The sequence below is a fragment of the Gordonia tangerina genome (genome assembly GCF_021556435.1).
GTDB lineage: Bacteria > Actinomycetota > Actinomycetes > Mycobacteriales > Mycobacteriaceae > Gordonia > Gordonia tangerina.
Genome location: NZ_JAKGCU010000010.1, coordinates 16,996 through 41,641, shown reverse-complemented (window position 1 = coordinate 41,641; position 24,646 = coordinate 16,996). Strand labels below are relative to the sequence as shown.

The window sequence follows — 24,646 nt, the reverse complement described above, 5'->3', positions numbered from 1 at the left end:
CCGCGAAAGTCAGTCATCCCACTTAGAATCCTTTAAGGATTGTTAGCAATAGCGAAAAGACGACGTGGTCCGAAGCGCGAGCATCGCACGGTGTCGTCGTTCGCGCAGTGAGAGGTGGGCGATGTCCACGCGGTGGTCGGGTTCAATCAAGTCGTCGGTCCGTTGTGCAGTGGCGGTCACGGTGGCCGCAGTCGCCCTGGTTGCGGGCAGTGGGTCCGCGGCGCCCGCACCGGCCAATCTGATGCCGTTTCCCGACCAGTTCCCCAACCGGATCGACTCGATGGTCCCCGCGCCCGACGTGCCACGACTGGACTCGATCCCGGCGCGCTCGGTGACCCCCGGCGCCACCCAGGACCTGCAGGAACTGCGCGAAGCCATCATGCCGACGCCCACTGGCGACGCCTTCTTCGACACCTGGCCGGCCGACCTGGACCGCCGCGCACCGGGCGAGATCATTCAGTCCCGAGACGTCGCCCCGGTCGCTGCGCCGCTCCTGGAGGTGCAGGTCGGGTATGCACGGCAGATCAAGTTCGCCACCCGCGACGCGCAGGATCGTCCGCTGTTCGCGACCGCCACGTTGTTCGTGCCGCCGACCCCGTGGACGGGTCGGGGTGCTCGGCCGGTGATGGTCAACAACCCGCCGATCGTCGCGCTCGGCACCCGCTGCACTACCGGCTACACGCTGTCGCACGGCAAGAGCGGCGACACCAACGACACCGATCTCGACCCGCCGACCACCCAGGAGTCCCTGAAAAAGGGCTACGCGGTGATCGTCCCCGATCACACCGGCGCGCGCATGGCCTACGCCGAGCCGTATGTCGCCGCACACGTCATTCTCGACGCGATCCGGGCCGCCGAAAGCTACGACGCGAAGAATTTTGCACGTGGACCGCTGGCGATGCTCGGCTACTCCGGTGGCGCGATCGCCACGAATGCCACTGCGAAGCTGGCGAAGTCGTATGCGCCAGAGGTTGCCGCGCGTTTCGTCGGGGCCGCGATCGGTGGTGTGCCCGCCGACTATCGCGAGCTTGCCGCGGCGATGAACGCCAACCTCGCCACCGGCGTCTTCCACGCCGCGATCCTCGGCATCACACGCGAACGGCCGGAATTGCTGCCGATGGCTAACAATGTCGCGCGCTGGCTGGCCACCAATGACTTCTTCAAGAATTTGTGCACCGGGACGATGGGTTATATGGGCTTCTCGTTCGTGCCCACCCAGGCGTTGTCCAACGTGCCGGACCCCTTCGGTTCGCCGGTAGCGCAGGAGATCTTCGACATCACGTCGATGAAGGACATGAAGGCGGCGATGCCGGTGTTCATCTACCACGGCGCGCAAGAATGGTGGATCCCGGCGAGCCAGGCCCGTTCACTCTTCGCCGAACAATGCCGGCTGGGGGTCAACGCGACGTATCGCGAGTACCCCGGTGAGCACATGACCACGGTGTTCACCGCATTCGACGACGCGATGAACTGGATCGAGGCCCGGCTGGCCGGGCGCGCCCCGACGAGCAGCTGCCCGCTCCGCTGACCGACCGCACTACTTCGGTCGATCAGTAGACCAGCACCCGCACACTTTCCGAGACACAGGCCGGCTTGGCCTCGCCCTCGATCTCGATGGTGTTGGTGACCACCATGTTCACCCCGGCGGGGGTCTCCTCGACGGACTTGATGACCGCGTTCGACCGGATGCGCGAACCCACCTTGACCGGGTTGGGGAAGCGCACCTTGTTCTGGCCGTAATTGATGACCAGCTTGGGCCCTTTGACGGTGAAGATGCCGCCGGCCAGCACCGGCAGCAGCGACAGCGTGAGGTAGCCGTGGGCGATCGGCGCGCCGAACGGTCCGTCCTTCGCGCGTTCGGGGTCGACGTGAATCCACTGGTGGTCGCCGGTGGCGTCGGCGAACGCGTTGACGCGCTCCTGTTCGATGGTCATCCACTCACCGGAACCGAGGTCCTCCCCGATCGCAGCCTTGAGTTCGTCGACACTGGAAAACGTCCGCTGTGTGGTGCTCGTCATAGTTTCGGTAGTCTACCGTGGCCCCATGAGCACTCCTCGCGTCGCTCCCGGCAGCTTCGGCGACCTCGGTCCGATCAACTGGGTGTTCGCGCGCGGCGCGGCCCGGGTGATCGGGGTCGACGAGGCACGCATCTTCTCCACCCTCGGCCGCGCCAAGGGGCTGTTCCGCGGCTGGCTGCACTTCGGCGCACGACTGATGCCGTTCGGGGCGTTGTCGCGCAAGGACTCCGAGATGATCATCATCCGCGTCGCACATCTCCGCCGCTGTGACTACGAACTCGACCATCATCGGCGACTCGGCGCGCGCGCCGGCATCTCATCCGACGAGTTCGACCGCATCCTGGCCGGGCCCGACGAAGGATGGGGTGACCGGGAACGGGCGTTGCTCCGCGCGACCGACGAGTTGGTGACGGACAAGGACATCTCCGATCCGACATGGGCGGCGCTGCGCCGACACCTCGACGAGGCGAAGCTCGTCGCGTTTGTCCTGCTCGTCGGGCAGTACGACATGTTGGCCACCACGATCGGGACATTGCGCGTGCAGCGAGACACCAGAGTCTGATCACCACGGCAGCCGGGGGGCTACATGAGTTCGATCGCGCAGCAATTGATGCATAACCGCTTGTTCTCGCAAGTCTACGAGCGACTCTGGCGTCCCACCTTCACCCGACTGTTCAGTCTCGGTGGTTCCGGCACTGCCGACTTCGACAAGGCCCTGACCGCCTACCTGTCACGCCCCGGCGAACGTCTCATTCTCGATGTCGCCTGCGGCCCGGGCAATTACACCCGCAAGCTGGCCGACGGCCTGCGCGGCGACGGCCGCTGCATCGGCATTGACTTCTCGCCCAGCATGCTGACCCAGGCTGCGCGCACCAACGCCACCGGTCGGGCCAGCTACATTCGCGCCGATGCCCACGCAACCCCCTTCGCCGACAACACCTTCGACACCGTCACCTGTCTGGCCGCGCTGTATCTCATCCCCGACCCGCTCCCGGTGATCGATGAACTCGTCCGGGTCACCCGACCCGGCGGTGAGGTGGTGATCTTCACGTCGGTCGCCACTGAACTGACCACACTGCCGGGAGTGCGTCCCCTCACCGAGATGTCCGGGTATCGCATCTTCGGAAAACATGAGATTGTCGACCGGTTGCACACCGCGGGCGCCGACCACGTCGAGCAGACCATCACCGGACAGGGGCAGTACGTTCTCGCCGTCAAGCCCGGCTGACCCCTGCTCCGATGCGCCCGGCACGACTCGGTCAGAACTCACGGTAGTCACGCACCGTCATCCGCGCGCCGCGCCGCTCCGGTCGCACCCCGTGTCGCTCCACCATCCGGATGATCCGTTGCCGTTGTCCTGCATAGGGTTCGAGAAGTTCCAGCATTCCGTCATCGTCGACCGATACACCGGCCAGAGTAAGACCCACCAGCTTCGGGATGTGATAGTCGCCGACGTTCACGACATCCGGGTCGCCGACGGCCCGGATGCGCGTCTCGGCCTCGGTCCAGCGGCCGACCCCCCGGAGCAGCGTCAGGCGGTCATTGTGGCGTTCCACGTCCAGCGCGGTCGCTCCCCGAATGGTGCGCATCCGTACGGGTTCGATCCCACTGCGATGCCACTCCCAGTTCGGGATACGCGCCCACTCGGACTGCGGTGGGGGCACTCGCATGGTGTCGGGCACCGGTCCCGGCGCCCGTTCGCCATAGCGCCGAACCAGATATCGCCACGCCCGAAAGGCCTCCGCCCCCACCACCTTCTGCTCGAGTATTGCCGGCACCAGCGCCGCCCAGACCCGATCGGTCCGGCCGATCCGCAGCCCTTCAGCACGCCGGACCAGTTCCCGCACGACGTCGTCACGGGGCACCAGCGCGTCGGGGTCGTCGCGCGCGCCCAAAAAGTCGGGCATCTGTTCGAGCAACCATTGTGCGCCGGGGCCCCAGGCCCGACCGCTGATAATGGTGCCGTCTGACCGAAACGTCAGGGTGCCCGGTCCGTCGGGGGTGTGGACCGCCCGCCACACGGAGCCGTCCCGGCCGTAGACGAATGATGGATCACCACTTCCCCGCCGATGCAGTCCGACGGTGGCACGGATGTCGAGCGGCCACGGCGGGACCCAGTCGCGGGTGCGCATAGTGGTGGCCACACATCGACGGTACCGACCGCGCGCCGCGGTGGTCGGGCGGTCATCCGCGGCCGGCGACCCCTCGTCGCATCGCACCGCGAAAGGCGCCCGGCGTCATCCCGAACTCTGCCCGGAAGCGGTTGCGCAGGGTGGCTGTCGAGGAGAAACCGGAACGCGACGCCACCTCGTCCAGCCCGAGCTGGTCGTCGACGGCAAGCAGCTCACGGGCATACCGCAGTCGCCGCGCGCTGATCATCGCCGCCGGCGTCTCGCCGATGCTCTCGAGATGGCGATACAGGTGACGACGGCTGAGTTGGAGCACCTCGGCGATGGAGTCCGCGGTGAAGTGGGGATCGCTGAAGCGCTCGTCGATCAGTTCGCGTACCGCCTCGATGACGAACAGGGCGTTGTTCTCCATGCGGTGAGAATCGTGCGCGTGGTGACCGATCGCCGATCGGATCAGATCGATCACGGCGAGTTCGTCGGCGGGCGTCACCGGAAGTCCGCGTACTGCAGCATCACAGACGAACCGGCGGATGAACGTCGCCGTCGCCCGACCGAGGGGTGAGTCGGCGACCGCCGGCAGGAACGACGTGGCCGCATCGGAGAGTTCGTGAGTGAGCATGTCACTCGGTACCAGCAACAGCGTGGTGTCACAGACGCTGGGGCACTCGTCGACGAAGGCGTGCTCGATGCTCATCACCACGAGTTGCCCTTCGCCGTACTGGCGTTGCACACCGGACTGCGTGACGCGTAGCCGGCCGTCGAGCCGATGGGAGCCGACCATGACGATGGGCGCCGGTTGGGCACGAATGATGTCGTCGGATCGTTCGGTCGTGCGCGGGGTCGACAGCTCGCAGTGCGCCGACAGGATCGACAACGGGCGGTGGTAGATGACCGCGTGAAACGCGTCGGGATCATCGACGATGACCCTGGAGAAGGCCGCGCCGTAGGCGGCTAGACCGGTTCGGCCGCGTAGTTCCATCGCGGTCGCCGCGTCGGGACCGTGCTCGTCGTCGACGCCCACGGATTTGCGCCATCTCGTCAGCGTGTCGTGGTCGATGCCGTGACGCGAGTAGGAGGCCCGTCTCATGACCCGTCGCCGGCGGAAGCGGCCGCGTCGTCGAGTCGGTGGTCGCGCCGGTACCGCTCAGGCGATACCCCATACTTCGCCCTGAAGTGTCGCCGTAGGGTGGCCGGAGAGCTGAAACCTGCGGACTTGGCAACGTGGTCGATCATGGGCGCCCGAGTGCTGCCGAGGAGGTGACGCGCGCGCTCCAACCGCTGCTCGGCAATGAGGGCGGCCGGTGAGCTCCCCGCTTCGGCCAACCGCCGGTACAGATTGCGTCGACTCATGTACAGGGCCGTCGCGATGTGGTCGGGTGAGTAGTCTGGGTCGCGGAAATTGCGGCGGATCAGCGCCCGAGCGGCCTCGCGCACAATGACTCCGTTTCCGGTCGACCGGGGCGGCGTGCCCCCGGCTGCACCGAGCAGGTCACGGACGAGGTCGACTGCGGCGAGTTCCGTTTCGGTGTCGATGTCGGCCCCGCGGACGGCGGCGGTGACGGCCAGCGTGACGATGAACGCGCCGGTTGCCCGCGCCAGCGGCGAGGATTGCACCGACTCGATTTCATGTTGTATGCAGTCGCCGTCACGACCGAGGACCTCGGCGGGAACCCAGATGCCGACTGGATCGGTGACGGCGTCGGTGGACAGCCGAAATGGCGTGCTGTAGTCGAGAACCAGCAGGTCGGATGGGTGTTGAAACTCGTGGCGCCGACCGTCGAGGTCGAGGTGGCCGCCACCGGCGGACAGTTGCGAGCACACCAGTATCGCGCGTTCGGGAGCGCGCCGGATCAACGAGGGGGTGCGCTCCGCGGTTGCCGGTGTCCGGAGCGCGGCGAACACGCCCAGCACCGAGAGTTGACGGGAGTACACGATCTCGGCGTAGTCGTCGGGGTCGGGCCGACCGATCACGTCGACGAGCGCCGGGGTCTGGTTGCCGTCGGTCGATACGGCTTGGTCGATATGGGACGCACGTGCGAATCTTGTCGGATCATCGCCGACCCCCATGCGGTCTCGCCAATGCCGAACTTGCTTTTCCGACAAACCGGTTGCGGCGGACGGCACTGCGGATGCCGTCGCGCCAGAACCGGCCAATTCAACCGTGTTCATGATCTGAAATTAACGGAACACGCCGACGGATGAGATGCTTTATGTCACCGATGTCACGGGATTGAGGTACCCGTTTGCCGCGCGTCAACCCCTGCCACAATCTGGTGACGCACCAAAAACCCCGTGCCACAAGTTGTTTGAGCTCGACAGGGCCGCCTACGTCCACCACATGGCCGACTCCAGCCGTGTCGTGCAGGTCAGAGCTGGCACCGATTCTTCCCCCGCACGGCACAATCTTGCTGCTACACGAACCTCTCGTCCCTCCGCCGCGGCGGTCGAGGGAACCCCGATTGTCGTCGAGAGAACCCGGCCCGCGTCGCGAATCAGATGCTCTCAATGTAAATCTGGGTTCCCTCGGCAGGAATCCGGGTTCTCTCGACATGGAGAAGGGGGCCCGAAACCACCTACAGGTTGATCATGTGCCCCAACGCGCCGTGGAACGTCTCCTGCATCGCCTCACTCAGCGTCGGATGCGTGTGCACGTTGCGTGCCAGTTCCTTGGCCGTGAGGTCCCACTTGTGCGCCAGGGTCATCTCGGGGAGCATCTCGGAGACGTTGTCACCCACCAGGTGTCCGCCGAGCAGCTCGTCGGTGTCGGCGTTGGTGAGCAGCTTGGCGAAGCCGGCGGTCTCGCCGAGGCCCTGCGCCTTGCCATTGGCACTGAACGGGAAGGTGATGGCCTTCACGTTGTAGCCCTCGTCCTTGGCCTGCGCCTCGGTGAGTCCGAACGACGCGACCTGCGGCTGGCAGAAGGTGGCGCGGGGCATGAAGCGGTAATCACCGAGCGTCATGGTCTCCGCGCCGGCCATCGCCTCGGCGGCCACCACGCCCTGCGCCTCGGCCACGTGAGCGAGCATCAGCTTGGCGGTGACGTCGCCGATGGCGTAGATACCGTCGACGTTGGTGCGCATGAAGTCGTCGATGTCGATGGCGCCGCGGTCGGTGAGCTTCACGCCGGTGTTCTCCAGGCCGAAGCCCTCCACTCGTGGGGCGAACCCGACGGACATGAGGACCTTGTCGACGGTGATCTCGCCGTCGTTGTCCTTGGCATCCTTGTAGCTGACGGTGACGCTGTCGCCATCGTCCTTGACCGACTGCACCTTGGTGGAGGTCAGCACCTTCACGCCGAGCTTCTTGTACTCCTTGGCGATGGCCTTGGATGCGTCGGCGTCCTCGTTGGGCAGCACGCGGTCGAGGAACTCGACGATGGTGACGTCGACGCCGTAGTTCGCGAGCACGTAGCCGAACTCCATGCCGATGGCGCCGGCGCCGACGATAACGATCGAGGACGGCAACTCACGGGTGAGGATCTGATCCTCGTAGGTGACCACGTTGTCGCTCAGCTCGACACCGGGCAGCAGCTTCACGGTCGAGCCGGTGTTGATGATGACGTTGTCGAAGGTGATCTCACGATCGCCCACCATGATGGTCTTGGCGTCGGTGAACTTTCCGTAGCCGTCGATCTCGGTGATCTTGTTCTTCTTCATCAGGAAGTGGACGCCCTTGACGATCCCTTCCGACACCTTGCGGCTGCGGTCGAATGCCGCACCGAAGTCGAACGAGACGTCGCCGGACATGCCGAAGGTCTTCGCCTGATGGTTGAAGATGTGAGCCAGCTCGGCGTTGCGCAGCAGCGCCTTGGATGGGATACATCCAACGTTGAGACAGACGCCGCCCCAGTACTTCTCTTCGATGACGGCGGTTTTCATGCCCAGCTGGGCGGACCGGATCGCGGCCACGTATCCACCAGGACCTGCACCTAGTACAACTGTTTGAAAGTGTTCAGCCACGCCTGCCAGCCTACGTCGGGCACTGTCGGGACCGCAGCGTGTCCCCGTACTCACCGGTAACTTCACCAGCTCGCGCGGGTCGGAGTGGATCACGCAGGTCCGCTCGGACCGGGGAGCGTCGTCGACAGCCCACGCCACCCAACACCATCTGCGCCACCGAAGACGCCCCGCGCCACACCTGGCCATACGCTGCGCCACCGATTTCCAACACTGATTGATTCATTGATGGAACTGTGCTTGCATCGAGCCATGCCCGCATCGACCCGCAGCGCCACGACCCGCACAGCCCTGCTGACAGCTGCCGAATCCCTCCTGCTCACCGACGGGTACGAGCAGGTATCGGTCCGCGCGATCTGCGCGGCGGCCGGCGCCAACCCCGCTGCCGTGCACTATCACTTCGGTTCCAAGGATGCGCTGGTGGTGGCACTCCTCGAGGACCGGATGGCGCCGCGATGGGCCGAGCTGCTCGACCGGTTCGACCCTGCCTCCGCGCAGGTCGTCGACCTCGTCGACCTGATCCTGGAGCCGTTCACCACCATCGGTTCCGAGCCGGTCGGTCACCTGCACCTGCGCCTGTTGGCCCGGTTCGTCGCGGCCCACCCCGACGCGGAGTGGACGCGGCCGTGGTTTCGACTCGACCGGTGGTCGCAGGTGCTTGCACAGATCGTCGACGGTGTCGACGTCGGCGATGCGCGCCGCCGGTGGGGCCTGGCCTTCGGTCTGATCCTGGAGCAGTTCGCCGGCGATGCACCGCTGTCGTCGGCCGCCACCGCCGCGCTGCGCGACTTCGTGGTCGCCGGCCTGTCAACACCCGCCCGTACCAGCCCGGCACCCGAGGAGTCCTGATGAGTACGCTCGATCCCTTCAGTCCGGCTCGGCTCGGGCCGCGGACCCTGCGTAACCGCCTCATCAAATGCGCGACGTTCGAGGGCGCCACCCCCGACGCGCTCGTCACCGACGACCTGATCGAATTCCACCGCGAGGTGGCAGCCGGTGGCGTCGCCATGAGCACCGTCGCCTACTGCGCGGTCGCACCGGAGGGACGAACCGATCGGCATCAGATCTGGTTGCGCGATGAGGCGATGCCCGGGCTGCGCCACCTGACCGATGCCATCCACGCCGAAGGCGCGTTGGCTGCGGCTCAACTCGGGCATGCCGGTCCGGTGGCCAATTCCGTGTCCAACCGCCGTAAGGCGTTGGGCCCGTCTCGCATTCCCGCACCGATGGGGATGTCGGTGACCCGCAGACTCGACCGTGATGACCTCACCGAGATGGTGACGACGTTTCGGCGGGCCGCGCGCATCGCGGTGGACTGCGGTTTCGACGGACTCGAGATCCATTGCGGCCACAACTATCTGATCAGTAGTTTCCTGTCGCCACTGCTCAACCGGCGGCGCGACGAATACGGCGGCACCCTGGTCAACCGGGCCAGATTCGCCCGCGAGGTGATAGCCGGGGTCCGCGACGAGGTCGGCGACGAGGCAGCGGTATGGGCGAAGCTGAACATGTACGACGGCGCCGGCCGACTCGGTTTCGGCATCGACGACGCCTGCGCGGTGGCGCAGCTGCTGGAGTCCGACGGCCACCTCGACGCCATCGAACCGACCGCCGGCAGTTCCCTGCTCAACCCGATGTATCTGTTCCACGGCGCTCCGCCGAGAGCAGAGTTCGCCAACGCCTTTCACGGCAGCATGCGTGCCGGACTGAAGGTGGCCGCCCCGTTCTTCCTGAAGCACTACGACTATCACGACACCTACCTGTTGCCGCTGGCCCGGCAACTACGCGCAGCCGTGCGGATGCCGCTGATCCTGCTCGGAGGCGTCACCGACCGGGCGTCGATGCAGACCGCATTGGACGCCGGCTTCGACTTCGTCGCGATGGGTCGTGCACTGCTGCGCGAGCCCGATCTGCCGTTGCGCATCCAGGGCGACCCGACGGTCACGTCACGCTGCGTGCACTGCAATCTGTGCATGCCGACGATCTACTCGCGCACCCGCTGCCCGATCCGGGAAGGCGAAGTCCTCGATCCACTCGCCGCGGTGTGACACCCACGCAGCGTCGGCACGCTACTCAGCCTTGGTGAATACTCCATCGCTGCTGTCGTCGTCGTAGTACTCGATCACCATCCGCGACGCCTCCGGTTCGAAGGACACCTTCGAGATCGACCCGAGTTCGGCGTTCTCGTTGCGCAGCGTGAAGGTGTAGGTGTTGCCATCCCAGTGGCGCAGTTCGTGGGTGGTGATGCCATCGGGCCCCATCGCGAGGACCAGCTTCCCATCCTCGTCGCGGATCTCGGCCGGACCATAGACGTCGTTGCGGTAAGTGCCGACGTAGGTCGACGGCGGTTGCGCCGGCGCCGGGTTCTGCGGTTGTTCAGCACCGACGAGGTCACCGGTCGGCGCGGAATACGGTGCGAATGCCTGTCCGTAGAGGTCGCGCCAGTCGTTGCGGATCTCACCGAACTGCACGAGGTCGGCGAATTCACCGGTCAGCGCCTCCACCGCGCCGATCGGTGCCGCGTTGGAGAGTGCGACGATGGCGACGTCTGCGGAGGGAATCGCCAAGAAGGTGGTACCCGCGCCCATCGCGAACGCGCCGGAATGGCTGAACTGGGTGCGACCGGCCTCGGTGACGCCGACGTTGAATCCGTGCCCGTAGAAGCCGGCACGCTCGTCGGGGGTCTTTGCCGGTGACGACGCGATCTGCGGGGTCACGGCGGGCAGCAGCGCGTCGGCGGCGACGACCTGCGTGCCGTCGTACTCACCGTCGGCGAGCAGCATCCGCATCCAGTGCGACAGATCGTTCACCGACGACGACACACCGCCGGCCGGCGATTGCGCATCGGGGTCGCGCTGGGCGGGCGTCGTGACCCATTCGTCGTCGACCTTGACGTGGCCGACCACCCGGTTTTGTTCACCTTCGAAATCGCTGAACCGTGAACTGGTGTGCGTCATCCCGAGGGGCTCGTAGATCGAGTTCTCCGACAACGTCGCCCAATCCGAGTCGGCTTTACGCGCCGCCGACTCAGCAGCGGCGGTGAGACCGAAGTTGGTGTAGTGGTAGGTGATCCGGAACGGATCGAGCGGGATGTAGCGCAGCCGGTCCAGGACCTGTTGGCGGTCGTAACCCATGTCCTCGAGCTTGTCGCCGGCATGTTCGGGCAACCCGGAACGATGTGTGTACATGTCGGCGATGGTGACGTTGTCGGTGACCCACGGGTCGGCCAGCGCGAAGCCGGGCAGATTGGTCACCACCGGGGTGTCCCAGCTGATCACGTCGTCGGTGACCAGCTTGGCGATCACCGTCGACCCGATGGGTTTGGACATCGATGCGAGGGGAAAGACGGTGTCGGCGTCCACCGCACCGTCGGTGCCGACCTCGGTGACCCCGAAGCCCTTGGCATAGACGGTGTCTCCGCCGTGCACCACCGCGACCGCCATCCCGGGGATCTCGGTGGACTCCATCAGCGATTCGACCAGACCGTCGAGCTGATCCACGGCGCTACCCACCGCATTGTCCGGCAACGCCAGCGCCACCTCGGCGGCCGGATTCGCGAGAGCTTCCGAACTCGAGGACGCAGGCGGCGTCGACGATGCTGTGCCGTCGCTGCTCGAGCCGGTGTCGCAGGCCGCCACCAGGGCCGCGACGACGAGAGCCGAGGTCACCACCCCGACCGGGCGTCGACGCATGAGCGATCGGGCAAGGGCGACCACCACGGGCACCTGCTTCCTGTTCTGCATGCCACGGCGGGCATGACGCTGTCCGACCCGCCCATCAGGCTACGACATCGCGACGTCGACGCGGACATTCCGGACACATGCGCTTGGGTTCGGCCGATAACCCCGACGACGCCACTCCGGCACTCGCGCTAGGTTGGCCGGGTGAGCGATAACGCAGGCCCCGAACCTACCGCCGCCGCCTCTGCGCAGGGCGACGACCCGTTCCTCTGGCTCGAGGACGTCACCGGTGACCGCGCACTCGACTGGGTCCGGGCGCACAACCAGCCGACCGTTGACGACCTCGGGTCCGGCGACCGGTTCGCCGCGCTGGAGGCCGAGGCCCTCGAGGTGCTCGACACCGACGACCGCATCCCGTACGTCCGTCGTCGGGGGGAGTACCTGTACAACTTCTGGCGCGATGCGACCAACCCCAAGGGGCTGTGGCGCCGCACGACGCTGGACTCCTATCGCTCCGACGCACCTCAATGGGATGTGCTCATCGACGTCGACGCGCTGGCCGCCGCCGAAGACGAGAACTGGGTGTGGGCAGGAGCCACCGTGCTGCGGCCCGACTACCGGCACGCGCTGGTGTCGTTGTCGCGGGGTGGCGCCGACGCCACCGTGATCCGCGAGTTCGACATCGACACCAGGTCGTGGGTCACCGACGGTTTCGTGCTGCCCGAGAACAAGTCGAGCATCGGGTGGATCGATCGCGACACCGTCTACGTGGGAACCGATTTCGGCCCGCAGCCGGACGGGTCATCGTCGCTCACCACGTCGGGGTATCCGCGGATCACCAAGCGGTGGACCCGGGGCACGCCGCTTTCCGACGCTGTCGAGGTGTTCGCCGGTCTCGTCGACGACGTGTCGGCCGGCGCCGGATACGACAGCACCCCCGGTTACGAACGGCATTTCGCCAGTCGCGCCACCGACTTCTTCAACTCGCTGCGCTACGAAATACGCGACGGCGAGGCCATCGCCATCGACGTCCCCACCGACGCGCATTCGGCGGTGCGACTGGACTGGCTGCTGGTGATGCCGCGATCGGAGTGGGTCCTCGGAGAGCAGACCTTCGCGCCGGGCAGCCTGCTGGTGTTCGACTACGCGGAGTACCTCGACGGGGGCCGGACGGCGACCGTGCTGTTCACCCCCGACGCCCACACCAGTCTCGCCGACTATTCCTTCACGCGGTCCCATCTGATCCTGACCACCCTGCGCGACGTGCAGACCGAGATCACGACCTTGTCGTTGGGTGACTGGGCACCGATCGAGACCCCGGGTCTGCCCGAGTTGGCGACGATCTCCGTGCTCGACACCGACCCCGACGAGAGCGACGAGATCTTCTGGTCGGCGAGTTCGTTCACCACGCCGCCGAGCTTGCTCTACGGGCAGTCGGGGGCCGCCGCCGAGGTCATCAAGCAGTCGCCGGCGTTCTTCGACTCCGCCGACGTGGTGGCCGAACAACGCTTCGCCACGTCCGATGACGGCACCACCGTCCCCTACTTCGTGGTGCGCCGATCCGACGTGACGTCGGGGCCGACACTGCTGTACGGCTACGGCGGCTTCGAGAATTCGCTGACCCCCGGCTACATGGCGATCGCTGGGCGCGGCTGGGTGGCCCGTGGCGGCATCTACGTCATCGCCAACATCCGCGGCGGCGGCGAGTACGGCCCGTCGTGGCACACCCAGGCGCAGAAGGCCGGACGGCACAAGGTGTACGAGGATTTCTCGAGCGTGGCCAAGGCTTTGGTCGCCGAAGGACTCACCACCCCGCGGCAGTTGGGTGCGCAAGGCGGTTCCAACGGTGGACTGCTCATGGGCGTCATGCTGACCCGCTATCCGGACCTGTTCGGCGCGTTGGTGTGCCAGGTCCCGTTGATCGACATGCGGCGGTTCCATCTGCTGCTGGCCGGGGCGTCGTGGGTGGCCGAGTACGGCGACCCCGACGATCCCGAGCAGTGGGCGTTCATGGAACCGTTCTCGCCGTATCAGAATCTCCGGGCCGACGCCGAGTACCCGCAGTTGTTGGTCACCACCTCGACCCGTGACGACCGGGTCCACCCCGGCCACGCCCGAAAACTGGTGGCGCGGTTGGAGGAACTCGGGCACGCCGTCGCCTACTACGAGAACATCGAGGGCGGACACGGTGGCGCCGCCGACAACAAGCAGGCGGCATTCAAGTCGGCGTTGGCCTACGAGTTCTTGTGGCGGGCGCTCGGCGACGGGTGATCGGGCCGGGCGGTCAGCGGCGACCGGTCGCGAGCCGCCCGATGACGCCGAGGATGACCACCCCGACACCGATGCCCCCGACGACCAGCGCCAGGTCCTGCAGGTCGGATGCGGCGCCGTCGATGATCACCGCGGACACCTCGCGGCCGCCTTCTTCGGCGGCCTCGACCTCGGCCTTGGCGCGATCGGAGAAGAACAACGCCACCGCCCAGGCGAACACCGCCGAGACCACGACGGCGACACCCAGCCAGGCCAGCACGACCGACCGGCGCCGAGCGAAGAGCAACGCGAGCACTCCGGCGGCGATCGCCACCGCCAAGGACGCGTAGGCCATCGCGGTGATCTGCCGGCCGACCTCGTGATAGCGACCCGCCTCCAATCCCGCACCGCCACTACCGCTCAGCGGCACCAGGATCGGGCCGGAGACGCGCGCGTCCACGCCGGTCTGCGCGATCACCCGGTTGACCATGTCGGTGATGTCGAGCTGCATCGTCGTGGTGTCCGATCCGGCCGGCGGCTCATCGAACAACCACGCATGCTGCTGGGACACCACGTCGACGAAATCGGCCTCGAACGCGTCGCTGTGCGTGTAGGCGCGGGCCGCCGGCTCCACGACCGGCGCCGTCGCCGCGATGCCGACCTCCTCGGCGACACTGTCGGCGATCTGACCCGCCAGGTAGTCCTGTACCTGCTCGTTCTGCGCCATCGGCGTGATGGTCGCCACGAAGCCCTCGGAATCGACGAGTCGCTCCTTGACCCACAGCGACGGGAAGGCGACGACGATCGCCACCATCGCCACCACGGTCAACAACCCACTGAGGAAAGTCCGCACGCCCACGAGGCTACCGACGCCGTCGCCGACGACCGGTGACGCCTACTCCCCGACCAGGTCGCGGGCGCGTCCGACCAGCAACGGGTCTGGGGCGCCGACGAGTTCGGTGTTCTTGCCCTCGTACTCGAACAGGCTCAGCACGTGACGCATCGCGTTGATCCGGGCCCGCTTCTTGTCGTTGCTCTTGACCACGGTCCAGGGCGCGTGGTCGGTGTCGGTGGCCGCGAACATCGCCTCCTTGGCGGCGGTGTACGCCTCCCATTTGTCCAGCGACGCAAGGTCCATCGGTGAGAGTTTCCACTGCCGCACCGGATCGATCTGGCGAATCGCGAAGCGGGTGCGCTGCTCGAGCGGGGTCACCGAGAACCAGAATTTCACCAGGTTGATGCCGTCGTCGACCAGCATCCGCTCGAATGCGGGCACCTGGTGCATGAACTGGGTGTACTGCTCCTGGGTGCAGAAACCCATCACCCGCTCGACGCCGGCGCGGTTGTACCAGGAACGGTCGAAGAACACCATCTCACCGGCTGCGGGGAGATGCTGCACGTACCGCTGAAAGTACCATTCGGTGGCTTCACGTTCGCTGGGCTTCTCCAGTGCGATCGTGCGTGCACCGCGTGGGTTGAGGTGCTCGTTGAACCGTTTGATGGTGCCGCCCTTACCGGCGGCGTCGCGGCCTTCGAACACCAGCAGGTGCCGCTGCCCGGTCTGCTTGGACCACTTCTGCAGCTTCAACAGCTCGATCTGCAGGCGACGTTTGGTCACCTCGTACTCACGCCGACTCATCCGTTCGTCGTACGGATAGTCCTGCCGCCAGGTGTCGACGACATTGCGTTCGGGCAGCGTCAACAGGACGGGGTCGTCATCATCGTCGTCGTTGACCGTGAACTGCGTGGTGTCGCGCAGGTCGACGAGCCGCTGGAGCGCCTCTCGCCCGTTCATCACGCTGAAATCCGGGCCGGGCTCGGCCGAGGTACTCAGTACAGGATCGTGTGTCTCGGTCACGTCTCAACGATATGCGCAGCCGTCAAACGACGCGTGGCGACAAGGTAAACCGCCGCAGGTTCTGGCCGCAGCTGCAAGTTCCGGCTTGGAGCGGGTACTTGCGGCCAGAAACCGTAGCTGCGACCAGAACCATTGCTCTACGTCAGTTGCGCAGGTCGATGGTTCCCGAGCGCAGGCAGGCTTTGCCGGTGGTGCTGTCGAAAGCCGTCGCGAATCCGCCCTGGCACATGGTGCCGTCGGGGCCGGCGACTGCCTGTCCGCCCCATCCCCCGATGGCAACCGTTGTGCCACCCTGACGTGCCTGGGCGACCGAGAACGCCTTGGGTCCGGTGGTCACCGAGAACGCGGTGCCCCCGGTCGAGGCGCCGGCGAGAGCGGTGGAACCGGGCTGCAGATTACGGGCCGTGGAATTGCCACCCTTGTCGGCAACCGCCACCGCAGTGCCTGCATCGCTGGAGTCCTCGGCGAAGGCGGTGCTGCCGGGGCCGGCTTTCGCCCCGCAGCCGCCGTGGCCGACGGTGCGCTCGATCTGGTGACCGTTGGATGCCGAACACGTCGTCGCTGCGTCGGCCGTCCCGCCGCCGAATGCCGCCATCGCCGCCAGCACTCCGCCGCCGAGCACGACGGCCGCCGCACGAATCCGAAGTTTGTTGATACGCATTAGCATTCGACTCCTCGATCGCCCCGAACGCACCGACCCGGCACGTGGGGAAAGAGTACCCATCCGGCGGCGGCTCGTACGCCCGGGGTCGACTGCGAGTCGCCGGTACGGTGCCCACCGCCCGATTAGTCCGAAGAGCGCCGTTCGACCTCGGCCGTGAGTCCTTTGCGTGCGGTGTCGACGGCCATCTTCTGGGCCCGTTTGACGATCATCCCGGGCAGTTTGATCTTCAACTCGACGTCGAGGGTGAACTCGATGTGCGAGCCTTCTTCGGTCTCGGTGATGACGTAGACGCCGTGCTGTTCGCTGAGCTGATTGGCCTCGACCAGATCCCACGTGCAGCTCTGTTCGGTCCAGCTGTACTTGAGGGTCTGCTCGTCGGAAATCCCCGCGGCCGTCACCACGACCCGCACCTCGTGCGGCGACCCGTCGTCGTGCTCGCTGAGGATCTCGGCTTCCCGGTGCGGACCCGACCAGTCGGGCAGGGACTCTATGTCCATGAGGACCTCCATCACGACGGACGGGGGCGCGGCGACATCGAATTCGGTTTTCGCGGAGACAGCCATGGCAGAGAACCTACCCTCCGCAATCAGCGGGAGAGGACGAACCCGAAGCACCGGTGTTTCCGGTCAGGTCTCGCGGTCGACGAGATTGAGCGGCCATGCCTCGTCCGGGATGTCACGCAGGGTGCATGCCTGGTCGGTCGCAGTGAACCAGCCGCGGAAATGCAAGATCTCACCGATCACCGGGTTGCGGACCGTCGCATCGCACCGGAACCGTTGCCGCGACTCATCCCACCCTTCGATGTACTTCATCTGGGTGGCGAACATACCCTTCATGCCGATCTTCGGGCCACGTCCGAGCCACCGCATCGGACCACTCTCCAGCAGCAGCTCGCCCGCGGCGGTGACCGACGGCTCGATGGGATAGAGCAACTCGGGACCATCACCGAAATAGTCGACGAGGCCGCCCCGACCGGACACCAGCAGCGAGTTCAGGTTCCGCGTGCCGTTGGTGTACTGGAATGCACGCAGCACGGCGAGACATTCACGCTCCAACTCGTCGACGTAGCAGTAGTGACCTTGCGTGAACGGCACCATCCGACTGCTCTTGGGTGGCAGGGCATTACGTTTCGCGTAGTGCCAGAAGAACGGCGGCGGGAGCGCGGAGGTCACATACACCGATTCATAGATCCCGGTGGCCACCTGCGCCACACCCGACGTCGAGTCGATGCTGTAGCGCCACGCCACGTTGGGGTGCAGGCGGTCGAAGTCCGAGCCCAGGACCTGCCGGTACACCGGCGCCATGACGTCACCCTCCCCGAATCACCTGCGCATCGCCGTCTCCATCCGACGACACCTCGTGCCATTGGGGAAAGAACCTACGCGATGACAGTGGTCCCGGTCACGTCGGGCCTGGACTATCGCCCTGCCGCACTGTCGCACAGTCGGGCCAGTTCGTCGATCACCCGATCCAGTGGTTCGACGCTGCGCTGGGTCTGACAGAGCCCGACTGCCCCCTCAATGGCGGCGATGATCAACTGCGCCAGGGAGTCCGCCCGATCCGCCTCTACACCCTCGTGCACCAGCCGGGCGGCGATCTGCCGGGTCCAGCGACCGAAGATCTCCTCGGCCTCGTCGGCGACCTCGGGCTCCGAACGGCGCGCCAGCCCGCCGGCCAGCACCGGACACCCGAATTCGAAATCGGTGGTGACCAGCATTCGCCGCCAGATGTCGCCGATCTCGCCGACGGCCGCAGCAGGTGTCGCCGACCGCTCACGGCTGATCCGATGCGAGATGAAATCGCCCGCGTGACGCACCGCCTCGGTCATCAGCTGCGTCTTGCCACCCGGGAAGTGGTGATAGATGGAACCGCGCGGCGCCGAGCTGGCGGCGATGACGTCACCGATCGACGTCGCGGCCACCCCGTCGCGGCCGATCAGATCGGCGGCGTGCACCACCATCCGTTCCCGTGGCCCCCGGCCGGCCGATGCCTCAGCAGGCACCGACGTCGAGTCGGTTGTCATCGCTCACACTCCCTCGACTATGCAGGCCTTCATAATCGGACGCTTCTATGCAACCATACATAATCATGACGACCACCTCGCAGACTTCGCCCGAAGCCGCAACGGCCACCGATCCGCTCTCGATGTCGGGACTCGACCTGCTCCGCGCGTGGCAGTCCGATCCCGACCGGGACGCGCGACCCAGCATCGGACGACTCCTCGGGATGGTTCCGAAGCAGATCGACGAGGGCACGGTGACCTTCACGGTGACACCGCAACCCGACTTCGCCAACCCGCTCGGCACGGTGCACGGCGGAATCTGCGCGACCTTGCTCGATTCCGTTATGGGGTGCGCGGTGCACACCACGCTGCCCGCGGGCGTCGGCTACACGACGCTGGAACTGAAGATCAATTACATCCGGGCGGTCGCGACCGACGCAGGTGAGCTGACCGCGACCGGCACCGTGATCCATGCCGGTGGACGCACCGCGACCGCCGAAGGCAAAGTGTTCTCCCACGACGGCAAACTCGTCGCACACGGCACGACCACCTGCATCGTCTTTCGCTGAGCATGGGCGGCCGCGGTCGGTGCTAAGCGGTCGGTGCTAAGCGACCGGTCGGTGCGACGCGGTCACTGCTGCGCCGACACTCCGCCGGCCGACGCATCGGTCTCCCCGGCACCGGGCTTCGGTTCGTCCGGGAAGAACACCCGCATCAGCTTGATCCCCACCGCACCCACCACGATCAGAATCCACCCCAGGACGCTGGAAATGGAATCGGTGACGAGCCCGGCGATCCCGACGATCAGGACGAAGACCGGCAGCCAGTCGAACAACCTCGCCACAGAGACGGGCGGTTCGGTGGCGAGGCCCATCTCCGCCATCGCCTTCGGCGGGCCGTAGTCGGGGTAGAACTCGGTGAACGCGATGGCGAACACCGTCGCGCCGATCTGGATGATCCAGCCCGTCCAGAAGTTATCGGACGTGTCCAGGACGGCGTCGCCGATCAGACCGGCGATCGCCGACACCCCGAATGCGGCCACCCACGCCCAGGTGATCACATAGTTGGTCCGGACGAAGATCGGTGAGTCCCAGAACTCCTCGGGTGTCTGCTCCTTGGCGTACTCGATGGTGAACGGACGCCGGATCACCACCGAGAAGAGCGCGAACGTCACCAGGGCGATGTTGACGAGTTCACCGCCCCACAGCTCCAGCCAGTCGATCACCGACGACGAGGCAATCAGACCGATCACGCACATCACGCCGAAGAAGACGGCGTCGAACCACTCCAGCAACTTGATCGAGTTGCCCAGACGCCAACTCGCGAAGATCACCAGCAGCGCCAGACCGAGTGCGGCCGACACCGACTCCTCGAAGCGGCCCGGTCCACTGAACAACGCCATCACGATCCACGGGGCGAGGCCCGACAGTGGCGAGTTCACGAACGCACGCACCAACGATGCGCCTCTGCGACGCGGAACCGACCCGGCTCCGGATGAGGATGTCACATCGCGAATATTATTGCGGCCGGTCCGCCTACGCGGCACATTCGCGTGGTTTGGCTGCCGCCGTTGCCGGGTCAGTCGGCGTCGAGGTAGCGCTCACGCAGCGCGTGCTGAGCGGCAGCGTCCACCCCGAGACCGTCGGCGAAGTAGTTCTCGATGTTCCCGAACCGATCCTGCAGTTCGGCGAACGCGGCGTCGAGGTAGGCCGCCTGCACCCCGAGCAGTGGACGCAGCAGGTCGGGATCGCCACCGGCGGCCTCGAAACCATCGAAGACATGCCCGATGGCCGGCAGGAACATATCGTTGGTGAGCAGGTAGTCCTCGTAGACCGCGTCCCGCGACACCCCGAGGAGTGTCAGGAATGATGCTGCGGCCCAGCCGGTCCGGTCCTTGCCGGCGGTGCAGTGGAACAGCGCCGGCGACCCTTCGAGGAGACCGGTGAACAGGGTCCGGTAGGAGCGCAGGGCACTGGGCAGGTTCACCAGTTCCCGGTAGGCCCCCAGCATGTGTTCGACACCGCTACCGTCGGCGAGTTTCTCATTGGCCGCGGCCACGGTCTCCGGGTCGGAGAGCACCTTGTCCAGGTTGTCGGGAGCACTCACCGTCTCGGCGTCGGCCAGAACGTCGAGGTGCACTCCGGCCACACCGTCGAGAACCAGATCAGGTTCCGCCTCGGATTCGGCCACCGAGCGCAGATCGTAGATCGTGCGGATGCCGAGCCCGGCCAGAAAGGCGCGATCGGTCTCCGAGGCGTCGTGCAGGGCGGCGGATCGATAGACGCGGCCAGACGTCACGCGCCGGCCATCGACGCCCTCCCAGCCGCCGAGGTCGCGAAAGTTGGCGACGGTGGTGAGATCGAGGCGGTCGACACTGTGTTCGGTCATCGTCTCATCGTCGCAGACCCGCGTGAACACGCGCAGACTACAACGGGTACTCCGCGACCCGGTCCACGTAGAGCGACCCGGTCGGGAAGGTGACGCCGCCGTAGTTGTCCAATTGGAGTGCGAGGTGCATGGCTCGCGGTGGCAGGCGGTTGACGTCGGAACTTCGCGCCCACTCGACGCCGTCGAGGAACACGGCGATGTGGGTCGGGGTCCATTCGACGGCCCAGTTGTGCCATGCGGTGGCGTCCACCGACCGCGTGTGCCGTTCCAGGTTGTCACTGTTGCCCCAGTGCAGGTTGTAGTCCACGCTGTCACGCAGCGGATACGGGATCTCCATGAAGTTGACCTCCCCTCCTGCGGGCCAGTCCTCCGCGTCGGGCCACAGCAGTGCGTTGGGCGTCCACGCCGTGGAGGCCACCGTGGACCGGGCGCAGATCTCCCACCGGCCGTGAAGCCGGCCACCCCAGCGCGGGGTGACGCCACCGCTGTTGCCGGCGAGGTCGGCGCTGATCACCAGTGCGCCGTCGGACACCGTCACCGCATCCGGGGTACGCCGACCATTACCCGCATGACCGACACCCTCATATCGGTGCCAATTGTCGAGCGAGGCAGCGCTGGTGAAGTCGTCGGAGTGATCCGGGCTGCCCCACCCCTGGGTCTGGGCGGCCGTCGTGGTGCAGGTACCCGAACCACCGAGCGACCCGGTGAACGGAAATGCGTGGGCAGACCCCGATCCCACCGCCGCGCACATCGAGGCGAACAGGAGGGCAACGGTACCGCCGACCGCGACCCGAATCCGCAGACGAAAAGTTAGGTTAGGCATACCGGAGAACGTAGCAGGGCCGATTTCGCCGTGGGGCATCGCCGCCGAAACCCAACGATCGTTGAGACCGATTGTGGGGCAGGCACACCGAGTCACGGTCGGCACCTCCCTGCACTCGACGCCACGGCGGCCCGAATGATCGACAGACCGACCGGGCACGCCGAAGGCCGGCCACCCTGTCGGGTGACCGGCCTTCGGTTGTTCGCTACGAAACGAGAGCTGGACTCAGAAGCCCATTCCGCCCATCTCGTCGCCGCCCGGCATGGCCGGGGCCGGGTTCTTCTCCGGCTTGTCGGCGACGACGGCCTCGGTGGTGAGGAAAAGCGCCGCGATCGAAGCTGCGTTCTGCAGCGCCGATCGGGTGACCTTCACCGGGTCGTTGATGCCGGCGGCCAGCAGGTCCTCGTACGCGCCGGTGGCGGCGTTGAGGCCGGTGCCCTTCGGCGAGTTGAGGATCTTGTCGGCGACGACGCCGGGCTCGAGACCCGCGTTGATCGCGATCTGCTTGGCCGGGGCCGACAGCGCAACCTTGACGATGTTGGCGCCGGTGGCCTCGTCACCGGTGAGCGAGATGCCCTCGATGGCCGATTCGGACTGCAGCAGGGCCACGCCACCGCCGGCGACGATGCCCTCTTCGACGGCAGCCTTCGCGTTGCGGACGGCGTCCTCGATGCGGTGCTTGCGCTCCTTGAGCTCGACCTCGGTGGCCGCGCCCGCCTTGATGACTGCAACACCGCCGGCCAGCTTGGCCAGACGCTCCTGCAGCTTCTCACGGTCGTAGTCGGAGTCGCTGTTCTCGATCTCGCTGCGGATCTGCGCCACGCGACCGGCGATCGCGTCGGCATCGCCCGACCCGTCGACGATGGTGGTCTCGTCCTTGGTCACGACGACCTTGCGAGCGGTGCCGAGCAGCTCGATGCCGGCGCTCTCCAGCGACAGGCCGACCTCTTCGCTGATGACCTCGCCACCGGTGAGGATGGCGATGTCGGCCAGCATGGCCTTGCGACGGTCACCGAATCCCGGGGCCTTGACGGCGACGGACTTGAAGGTGCCGCGGATCTTGTTGACGACCAGGGTCGACAGGGCTTCGCCCTCGACGTCCTCGGCGATGATCAGCAGCGGCTTGCCGGCCTGGATGACCTTCTCCAGCAGCGGCAGCAGATCCTTGACGGTCGAGACCTTGCCCGAGACGAGCAGGATGTACGGGTCCTCGAGGACCGCTTCCTGACGATCGGCGTCGGTGACGAAGTAGCCCGAGATGTAGCCCTTGTCGAAGCGCATGCCCTCGGTGAGCTCGAGCTGCAGGCCGAAGGTCTGAGCCTCCTCGACCGTGATGACGCCTTCCTTGCCGACCTTGTCCATTGCCTCGGCGATGAGCTCGCCGATGGACGGGTCGCCGGCCGAGATGCCCGCGGTGGCAGCGATCTGCTCCTTGGTCTCGACCTCCTTGGCGCTCTTGAGCAGCGACTCGGTGACGGCCTCGGTGGCCTTCTCGATGCCGCGCTTCAGACCCATCGGGTTGGCGCCGGCAGCGACGTTGCGCAGGCCCTCACGCACGAGAGCCTGGGCGAGAACGGTGGCGGTGGTGGTGCCGTCGCCTGCGACATCGTCGGTCTTCTTGGCGACTTCCTTGACGAGCTCGGCGCCGATCTTCTCGTAGGGATCCTCGAGCTCGATCTCCTTGGCGATGGACACACCGTCGTTGGTGATGGTGGGGGCGCCCCACTTCTTCTCCAGGACGACGTTGCGGCCCTTGGGGCCCAACGTCACCTTGACTGCGTCGGCGAGGCTGTTGAGGCCACGCTCGAGACCGCGGCGGGCCTCTTCGTCGAACGCGATTTGCTTGGCCATGGGTAAGTGATCCTCCGATAGGGGGTGACACCAGGTATCTATGGCCGGACTCGGTGCCCGCGACGGACGACCGGTGTGTCATTCGGAACCGATCTCACCGTCCCGACCTGGCACTCACTGCTTGCGAGTGCCAAAGACCGTTTTAGCACTCGGGCAGGGCGAGTGCAAGGCCGGCGACCTCTCGAGCCGAGCGGCCAGAGATGCCCCTGACCTTCTGCGACAACCGCACGGTCGACACGACGCCGCGCACGTCGCGACATGCGCGCCAACGCGACGGGTGCGCGGAACCAGGGCGGCACCGCTCACTTGCGCAGCAACCGGACCAACACACCGGCGGCATGCGCCTTGGCGGCGCGCTCGGCCTCCTCGGCGTCCCCCGCTTCCAGCGCGCCGACGATGCGCCGGTGCTCGGCCACCGCGAGCCGCCGGTTGACGTCGTGGCTCCACATGTCCGACCGATACAGATGTGTCTGTGTGTCCAGGCGGAACAGGGCGTCACACAAGGGTTTGTTACCTGAGTGGGCGCGCACCGCGGTGTGGAAGTCCAGGTCCAGATCGGCATCGCGACGATGATCGGCCGGGGTCTGCAGATAGGACTCCTGCTCGCGGACCCGTTCCCACAGCTCACCGAGGTCGGCAAGGGTCACCCGGGTGGTCGCCTCCCGGGCTGCGAGACCGTCGAGCACCTCGCGTACCTGGAAGACGTGGCGCAGCATGTCGTCGTCGAGGTGGGCCACCTTCGCCCCGGCGCGCGGTGTGTAGACCGCCAGTCCGTCGACGACGAGTTGTTGCACCGCCTCACGCACGGGGCTCCGCGACACCTCCAGCCGAGCCGCGAGGCCAGGCACCGACAGGGAGGTGCCCGCTTCCAACGTTCCGGAGAAGATCTCGTCGCGCAGCTGGCGCAGCACTGCCTGCGTCAACAGCGCACCGTCGGCGCCGGGTGACCGCAGCGCCTGCAGGCTGTCGGGGATGCTCATGTTCTGTCCGTGGTGGTCGATGCGTCGATTGTGACTGATCGGCGGTG

At 66.4% G+C, this 24,646-nt stretch carries 24 protein-coding genes; 7 read left to right on the top strand and 17 right to left on the bottom strand.

The genetic code is table 11. The features are described 5' to 3' along the window. Nucleotides 1-121 precede the first annotated feature (121 nt). Entirely contained in the window at nucleotides 122-1,528 is a 1,407-nt protein-coding gene (locus L1892_RS12595) for a lipase family protein (RefSeq protein WP_235723944.1), read from the top strand. Between the two features lie 22 nt (nucleotides 1,529-1,550). On the opposite strand, the gene L1892_RS12590 is transcribed toward L1892_RS12595, so the two are convergent. Continuing rightward, on the bottom strand, nucleotides 1,551-2,018 hold the full coding sequence (locus L1892_RS12590; protein WP_235723943.1) for a MaoC family dehydratase: 468 nt from the start codon (nucleotides 2,016-2,018) through the stop codon (nucleotides 1,551-1,553). A 25-nt stretch (nucleotides 2,019-2,043) separates the two neighbouring features. Between L1892_RS12590 and L1892_RS12585 the strand changes: the two genes are divergently transcribed. Beyond that, complete coding sequence (locus tag L1892_RS12585) at nucleotides 2,044-2,580, top strand: carboxymuconolactone decarboxylase family protein (RefSeq protein ID WP_235723942.1); 537 nt, start codon at nucleotides 2,044-2,046, stop codon at nucleotides 2,578-2,580. Between the two features lie 24 nt (nucleotides 2,581-2,604). Next, complete coding sequence (locus tag L1892_RS12580; RefSeq protein WP_235723941.1) at nucleotides 2,605-3,246, top strand: class I SAM-dependent methyltransferase; 642 nt, start codon at nucleotides 2,605-2,607, stop codon at nucleotides 3,244-3,246. Nucleotides 3,247-3,277: 31 nt separating this feature from the next. Here L1892_RS12580 and L1892_RS12575 read toward each other — a convergent pair whose 3' ends face one another. The 4 genes from L1892_RS12575 to lpdA all read right to left on the bottom strand — a co-directional run bounded on the left by L1892_RS12575 (nucleotide 3,278) and on the right by lpdA (nucleotide 8,106). Then, nucleotides 3,278-4,150, bottom strand: a complete 873-nt coding sequence (locus L1892_RS12575; RefSeq protein ID WP_235724028.1) for a DNA-3-methyladenine glycosylase family protein — start codon at nucleotides 4,148-4,150, stop codon at nucleotides 3,278-3,280. Between the two features lie 52 nt (nucleotides 4,151-4,202). Next, a complete protein-coding gene (locus L1892_RS12570) occupies nucleotides 4,203-5,234 on the bottom strand; it encodes an AraC family transcriptional regulator (protein ID WP_235723940.1) in 1,032 nt (343 codons plus the stop codon). Next, the gene (locus L1892_RS12565; protein WP_235723939.1) at nucleotides 5,231-6,316 is read right to left on the bottom strand and encodes a helix-turn-helix domain-containing protein; all 1,086 of its coding nucleotides are present in this window, start codon (nucleotides 6,314-6,316) and stop codon (nucleotides 5,231-5,233) included. The genes L1892_RS12570 and L1892_RS12565 overlap by 4 nt, the downstream gene beginning before the upstream one ends. Before the next feature lie 404 nt (nucleotides 6,317-6,720). Beyond that, nucleotides 6,721-8,106, bottom strand: a complete 1,386-nt coding sequence (gene lpdA / locus L1892_RS12560) for a dihydrolipoyl dehydrogenase (protein ID WP_235723938.1) — start codon at nucleotides 8,104-8,106, stop codon at nucleotides 6,721-6,723. Nucleotides 8,107-8,355: 249 nt separating this feature from the next. Here lpdA and L1892_RS12555 point away from each other — a divergent pair, with 249 nt between their 5' ends. Together L1892_RS12555 and L1892_RS12550 are read left to right on the top strand one after the other, a co-directional pair. Beyond that, the gene (locus tag L1892_RS12555; protein ID WP_235723937.1) at nucleotides 8,356-8,952 is read left to right on the top strand and encodes a TetR/AcrR family transcriptional regulator; all 597 of its coding nucleotides are present in this window, start codon (nucleotides 8,356-8,358) and stop codon (nucleotides 8,950-8,952) included. Further along, on the top strand, nucleotides 8,952-10,151 hold the full coding sequence (locus L1892_RS12550; RefSeq protein ID WP_235723936.1) for an NADH:flavin oxidoreductase: 1,200 nt from the start codon (nucleotides 8,952-8,954) through the stop codon (nucleotides 10,149-10,151). The genes L1892_RS12555 and L1892_RS12550 overlap by 1 nt, the downstream gene beginning before the upstream one ends. A 21-nt stretch (nucleotides 10,152-10,172) precedes the next feature. Here L1892_RS12550 and L1892_RS12545 read toward each other — a convergent pair whose 3' ends face one another. Further along, on the bottom strand, nucleotides 10,173-11,795 hold the full coding sequence (locus tag L1892_RS12545) for a serine hydrolase (protein WP_235724027.1): 1,623 nt from the start codon (nucleotides 11,793-11,795) through the stop codon (nucleotides 10,173-10,175). Between the two features lie 192 nt (nucleotides 11,796-11,987). Here L1892_RS12545 and L1892_RS12540 point away from each other — a divergent pair, with 192 nt between their 5' ends. Then, nucleotides 11,988-14,054, top strand: a complete 2,067-nt coding sequence (locus tag L1892_RS12540) for a prolyl oligopeptidase family serine peptidase (protein WP_235723935.1) — start codon at nucleotides 11,988-11,990, stop codon at nucleotides 14,052-14,054. A 13-nt stretch (nucleotides 14,055-14,067) separates the two neighbouring features. Here L1892_RS12540 and L1892_RS12535 read toward each other — a convergent pair whose 3' ends face one another. From L1892_RS12535 to L1892_RS12510, 6 genes are all read right to left on the bottom strand, one after another. Continuing rightward, nucleotides 14,068-14,886, bottom strand: coding sequence for a hypothetical protein (locus L1892_RS12535; protein ID WP_235723934.1), 819 nt, complete (start codon nucleotides 14,884-14,886; stop codon nucleotides 14,068-14,070). Between the two features lie 42 nt (nucleotides 14,887-14,928). Next, on the bottom strand, nucleotides 14,929-15,891 hold the full coding sequence (ppk2, locus tag L1892_RS12530) for a polyphosphate kinase 2 (protein WP_372475024.1): 963 nt from the start codon (nucleotides 15,889-15,891) through the stop codon (nucleotides 14,929-14,931). Nucleotides 15,892-16,033: 142 nt separating this feature from the next. After that, nucleotides 16,034-16,552, bottom strand: coding sequence for a DUF6764 family protein (locus L1892_RS12525; RefSeq protein ID WP_235723933.1), 519 nt, complete (start codon nucleotides 16,550-16,552; stop codon nucleotides 16,034-16,036). 125 nt (nucleotides 16,553-16,677) lie between these two features. After that, nucleotides 16,678-17,118, bottom strand: a complete 441-nt coding sequence (locus L1892_RS12520) for an SRPBCC family protein (protein ID WP_235723932.1) — start codon at nucleotides 17,116-17,118, stop codon at nucleotides 16,678-16,680. Between the two features lie 63 nt (nucleotides 17,119-17,181). Then, nucleotides 17,182-17,859, bottom strand: coding sequence for a DUF4166 domain-containing protein (locus tag L1892_RS12515; RefSeq protein WP_235723930.1), 678 nt, complete (start codon nucleotides 17,857-17,859; stop codon nucleotides 17,182-17,184). A 113-nt stretch (nucleotides 17,860-17,972) separates the two neighbouring features. Beyond that, nucleotides 17,973-18,578: a TetR/AcrR family transcriptional regulator gene (locus tag L1892_RS12510; protein ID WP_235723928.1), complete on the bottom strand. Its 606-nt coding sequence runs from the start codon at nucleotides 18,576-18,578 to the stop codon at nucleotides 17,973-17,975. A 47-nt stretch (nucleotides 18,579-18,625) separates the two neighbouring features. Between L1892_RS12510 and L1892_RS12505 the strand changes: the two genes are divergently transcribed. Next, the gene (locus L1892_RS12505; RefSeq protein ID WP_235723927.1) at nucleotides 18,626-19,126 is read left to right on the top strand and encodes a PaaI family thioesterase; all 501 of its coding nucleotides are present in this window, start codon (nucleotides 18,626-18,628) and stop codon (nucleotides 19,124-19,126) included. A 62-nt stretch (nucleotides 19,127-19,188) separates the two neighbouring features. Here the strand turns inward: L1892_RS12505 and L1892_RS12500 are convergent, their stop codons facing one another. From L1892_RS12500 to L1892_RS12480, 5 genes are all read right to left on the bottom strand, one after another. After that, the gene (locus L1892_RS12500) at nucleotides 19,189-20,064 is read right to left on the bottom strand and encodes a DUF3159 domain-containing protein (RefSeq protein WP_235723926.1); all 876 of its coding nucleotides are present in this window, start codon (nucleotides 20,062-20,064) and stop codon (nucleotides 19,189-19,191) included. 71 nt (nucleotides 20,065-20,135) lie between these two features. Continuing rightward, nucleotides 20,136-20,945 (bottom strand): tyrosine-protein phosphatase, encoded by an 810-nt coding sequence (locus tag L1892_RS12495; RefSeq protein WP_235723925.1) that lies wholly within the window; start codon nucleotides 20,943-20,945, stop codon nucleotides 20,136-20,138. A 37-nt stretch (nucleotides 20,946-20,982) separates the two neighbouring features. Next, nucleotides 20,983-21,768 carry a glycoside hydrolase family 16 protein gene (locus L1892_RS12490; RefSeq protein WP_235723924.1) on the bottom strand — a complete coding sequence of 262 codons (786 nt, stop codon included), beginning with the start codon at nucleotides 21,766-21,768 and terminating at the stop codon, nucleotides 20,983-20,985. A 225-nt stretch (nucleotides 21,769-21,993) separates the two neighbouring features. After that, the gene (gene groL / locus L1892_RS12485; RefSeq protein WP_235723923.1) at nucleotides 21,994-23,619 is read right to left on the bottom strand and encodes a chaperonin GroEL; all 1,626 of its coding nucleotides are present in this window, start codon (nucleotides 23,617-23,619) and stop codon (nucleotides 21,994-21,996) included. A 302-nt stretch (nucleotides 23,620-23,921) separates the two neighbouring features. After that, a complete protein-coding gene (locus tag L1892_RS12480; protein ID WP_235723922.1) occupies nucleotides 23,922-24,599 on the bottom strand; it encodes a GntR family transcriptional regulator in 678 nt (225 codons plus the stop codon). Between the last annotated feature and the right edge of the window lie 47 nt (nucleotides 24,600-24,646).

Bases quoted from the DNA above. Each gene is read 5' to 3' on its own strand.
- L1892_RS12595 (WP_235723944.1), top strand. From the start codon at position 122: ATGTCCACGCGGTGGTCGGGTTCAATCAAGTCGTCGGTCCGTTGTGCA.
- L1892_RS12590 (WP_235723943.1), bottom strand. From the start codon at position 2,018: ATGACGAGCACCACACAGCGGACGTTTTCCAGTGTCGACGAACTCAAG.
- L1892_RS12585 (WP_235723942.1), top strand. From the start codon at position 2,044: ATGAGCACTCCTCGCGTCGCTCCCGGCAGCTTCGGCGACCTCGGTCCG.
- L1892_RS12580 (WP_235723941.1), top strand. From the start codon at position 2,605: ATGAGTTCGATCGCGCAGCAATTGATGCATAACCGCTTGTTCTCGCAA.
- L1892_RS12575 (WP_235724028.1), bottom strand. From the start codon at position 4,150: ATGCGCACCCGCGACTGGGTCCCGCCGTGGCCGCTCGACATCCGTGCC.
- L1892_RS12570 (WP_235723940.1), bottom strand. From the start codon at position 5,234: ATGAGACGGGCCTCCTACTCGCGTCACGGCATCGACCACGACACGCTG.
- L1892_RS12565 (WP_235723939.1), bottom strand. From the start codon at position 6,316: ATGAACACGGTTGAATTGGCCGGTTCTGGCGCGACGGCATCCGCAGTG.
- L1892_RS12555 (WP_235723937.1), top strand. From the start codon at position 8,356: ATGCCCGCATCGACCCGCAGCGCCACGACCCGCACAGCCCTGCTGACA.
- L1892_RS12550 (WP_235723936.1), top strand. From the start codon at position 8,952: ATGAGTACGCTCGATCCCTTCAGTCCGGCTCGGCTCGGGCCGCGGACC.
- L1892_RS12545 (WP_235724027.1), bottom strand. From the start codon at position 11,795: ATGCGTCGACGCCCGGTCGGGGTGGTGACCTCGGCTCTCGTCGTCGCG.
- L1892_RS12525 (WP_235723933.1), bottom strand. From the start codon at position 16,552: ATGCGTATCAACAAACTTCGGATTCGTGCGGCGGCCGTCGTGCTCGGC.
- L1892_RS12520 (WP_235723932.1), bottom strand. From the start codon at position 17,118: ATGGCTGTCTCCGCGAAAACCGAATTCGATGTCGCCGCGCCCCCGTCC.
- L1892_RS12515 (WP_235723930.1), bottom strand. From the start codon at position 17,859: ATGGCGCCGGTGTACCGGCAGGTCCTGGGCTCGGACTTCGACCGCCTG.
- L1892_RS12510 (WP_235723928.1), bottom strand. From the start codon at position 18,578: ATGACAACCGACTCGACGTCGGTGCCTGCTGAGGCATCGGCCGGCCGG.
- L1892_RS12505 (WP_235723927.1), top strand. From the start codon at position 18,626: ATGCAACCATACATAATCATGACGACCACCTCGCAGACTTCGCCCGAA.
- L1892_RS12495 (WP_235723925.1), bottom strand. From the start codon at position 20,945: ATGACCGAACACAGTGTCGACCGCCTCGATCTCACCACCGTCGCCAAC.
- L1892_RS12490 (WP_235723924.1), bottom strand. From the start codon at position 21,768: ATGCCTAACCTAACTTTTCGTCTGCGGATTCGGGTCGCGGTCGGCGGT.
- groL (WP_235723923.1), bottom strand. From the start codon at position 23,619: ATGGCCAAGCAAATCGCGTTCGACGAAGAGGCCCGCCGCGGTCTCGAG.
- L1892_RS12480 (WP_235723922.1), bottom strand. From the start codon at position 24,599: ATGAGCATCCCCGACAGCCTGCAGGCGCTGCGGTCACCCGGCGCCGAC.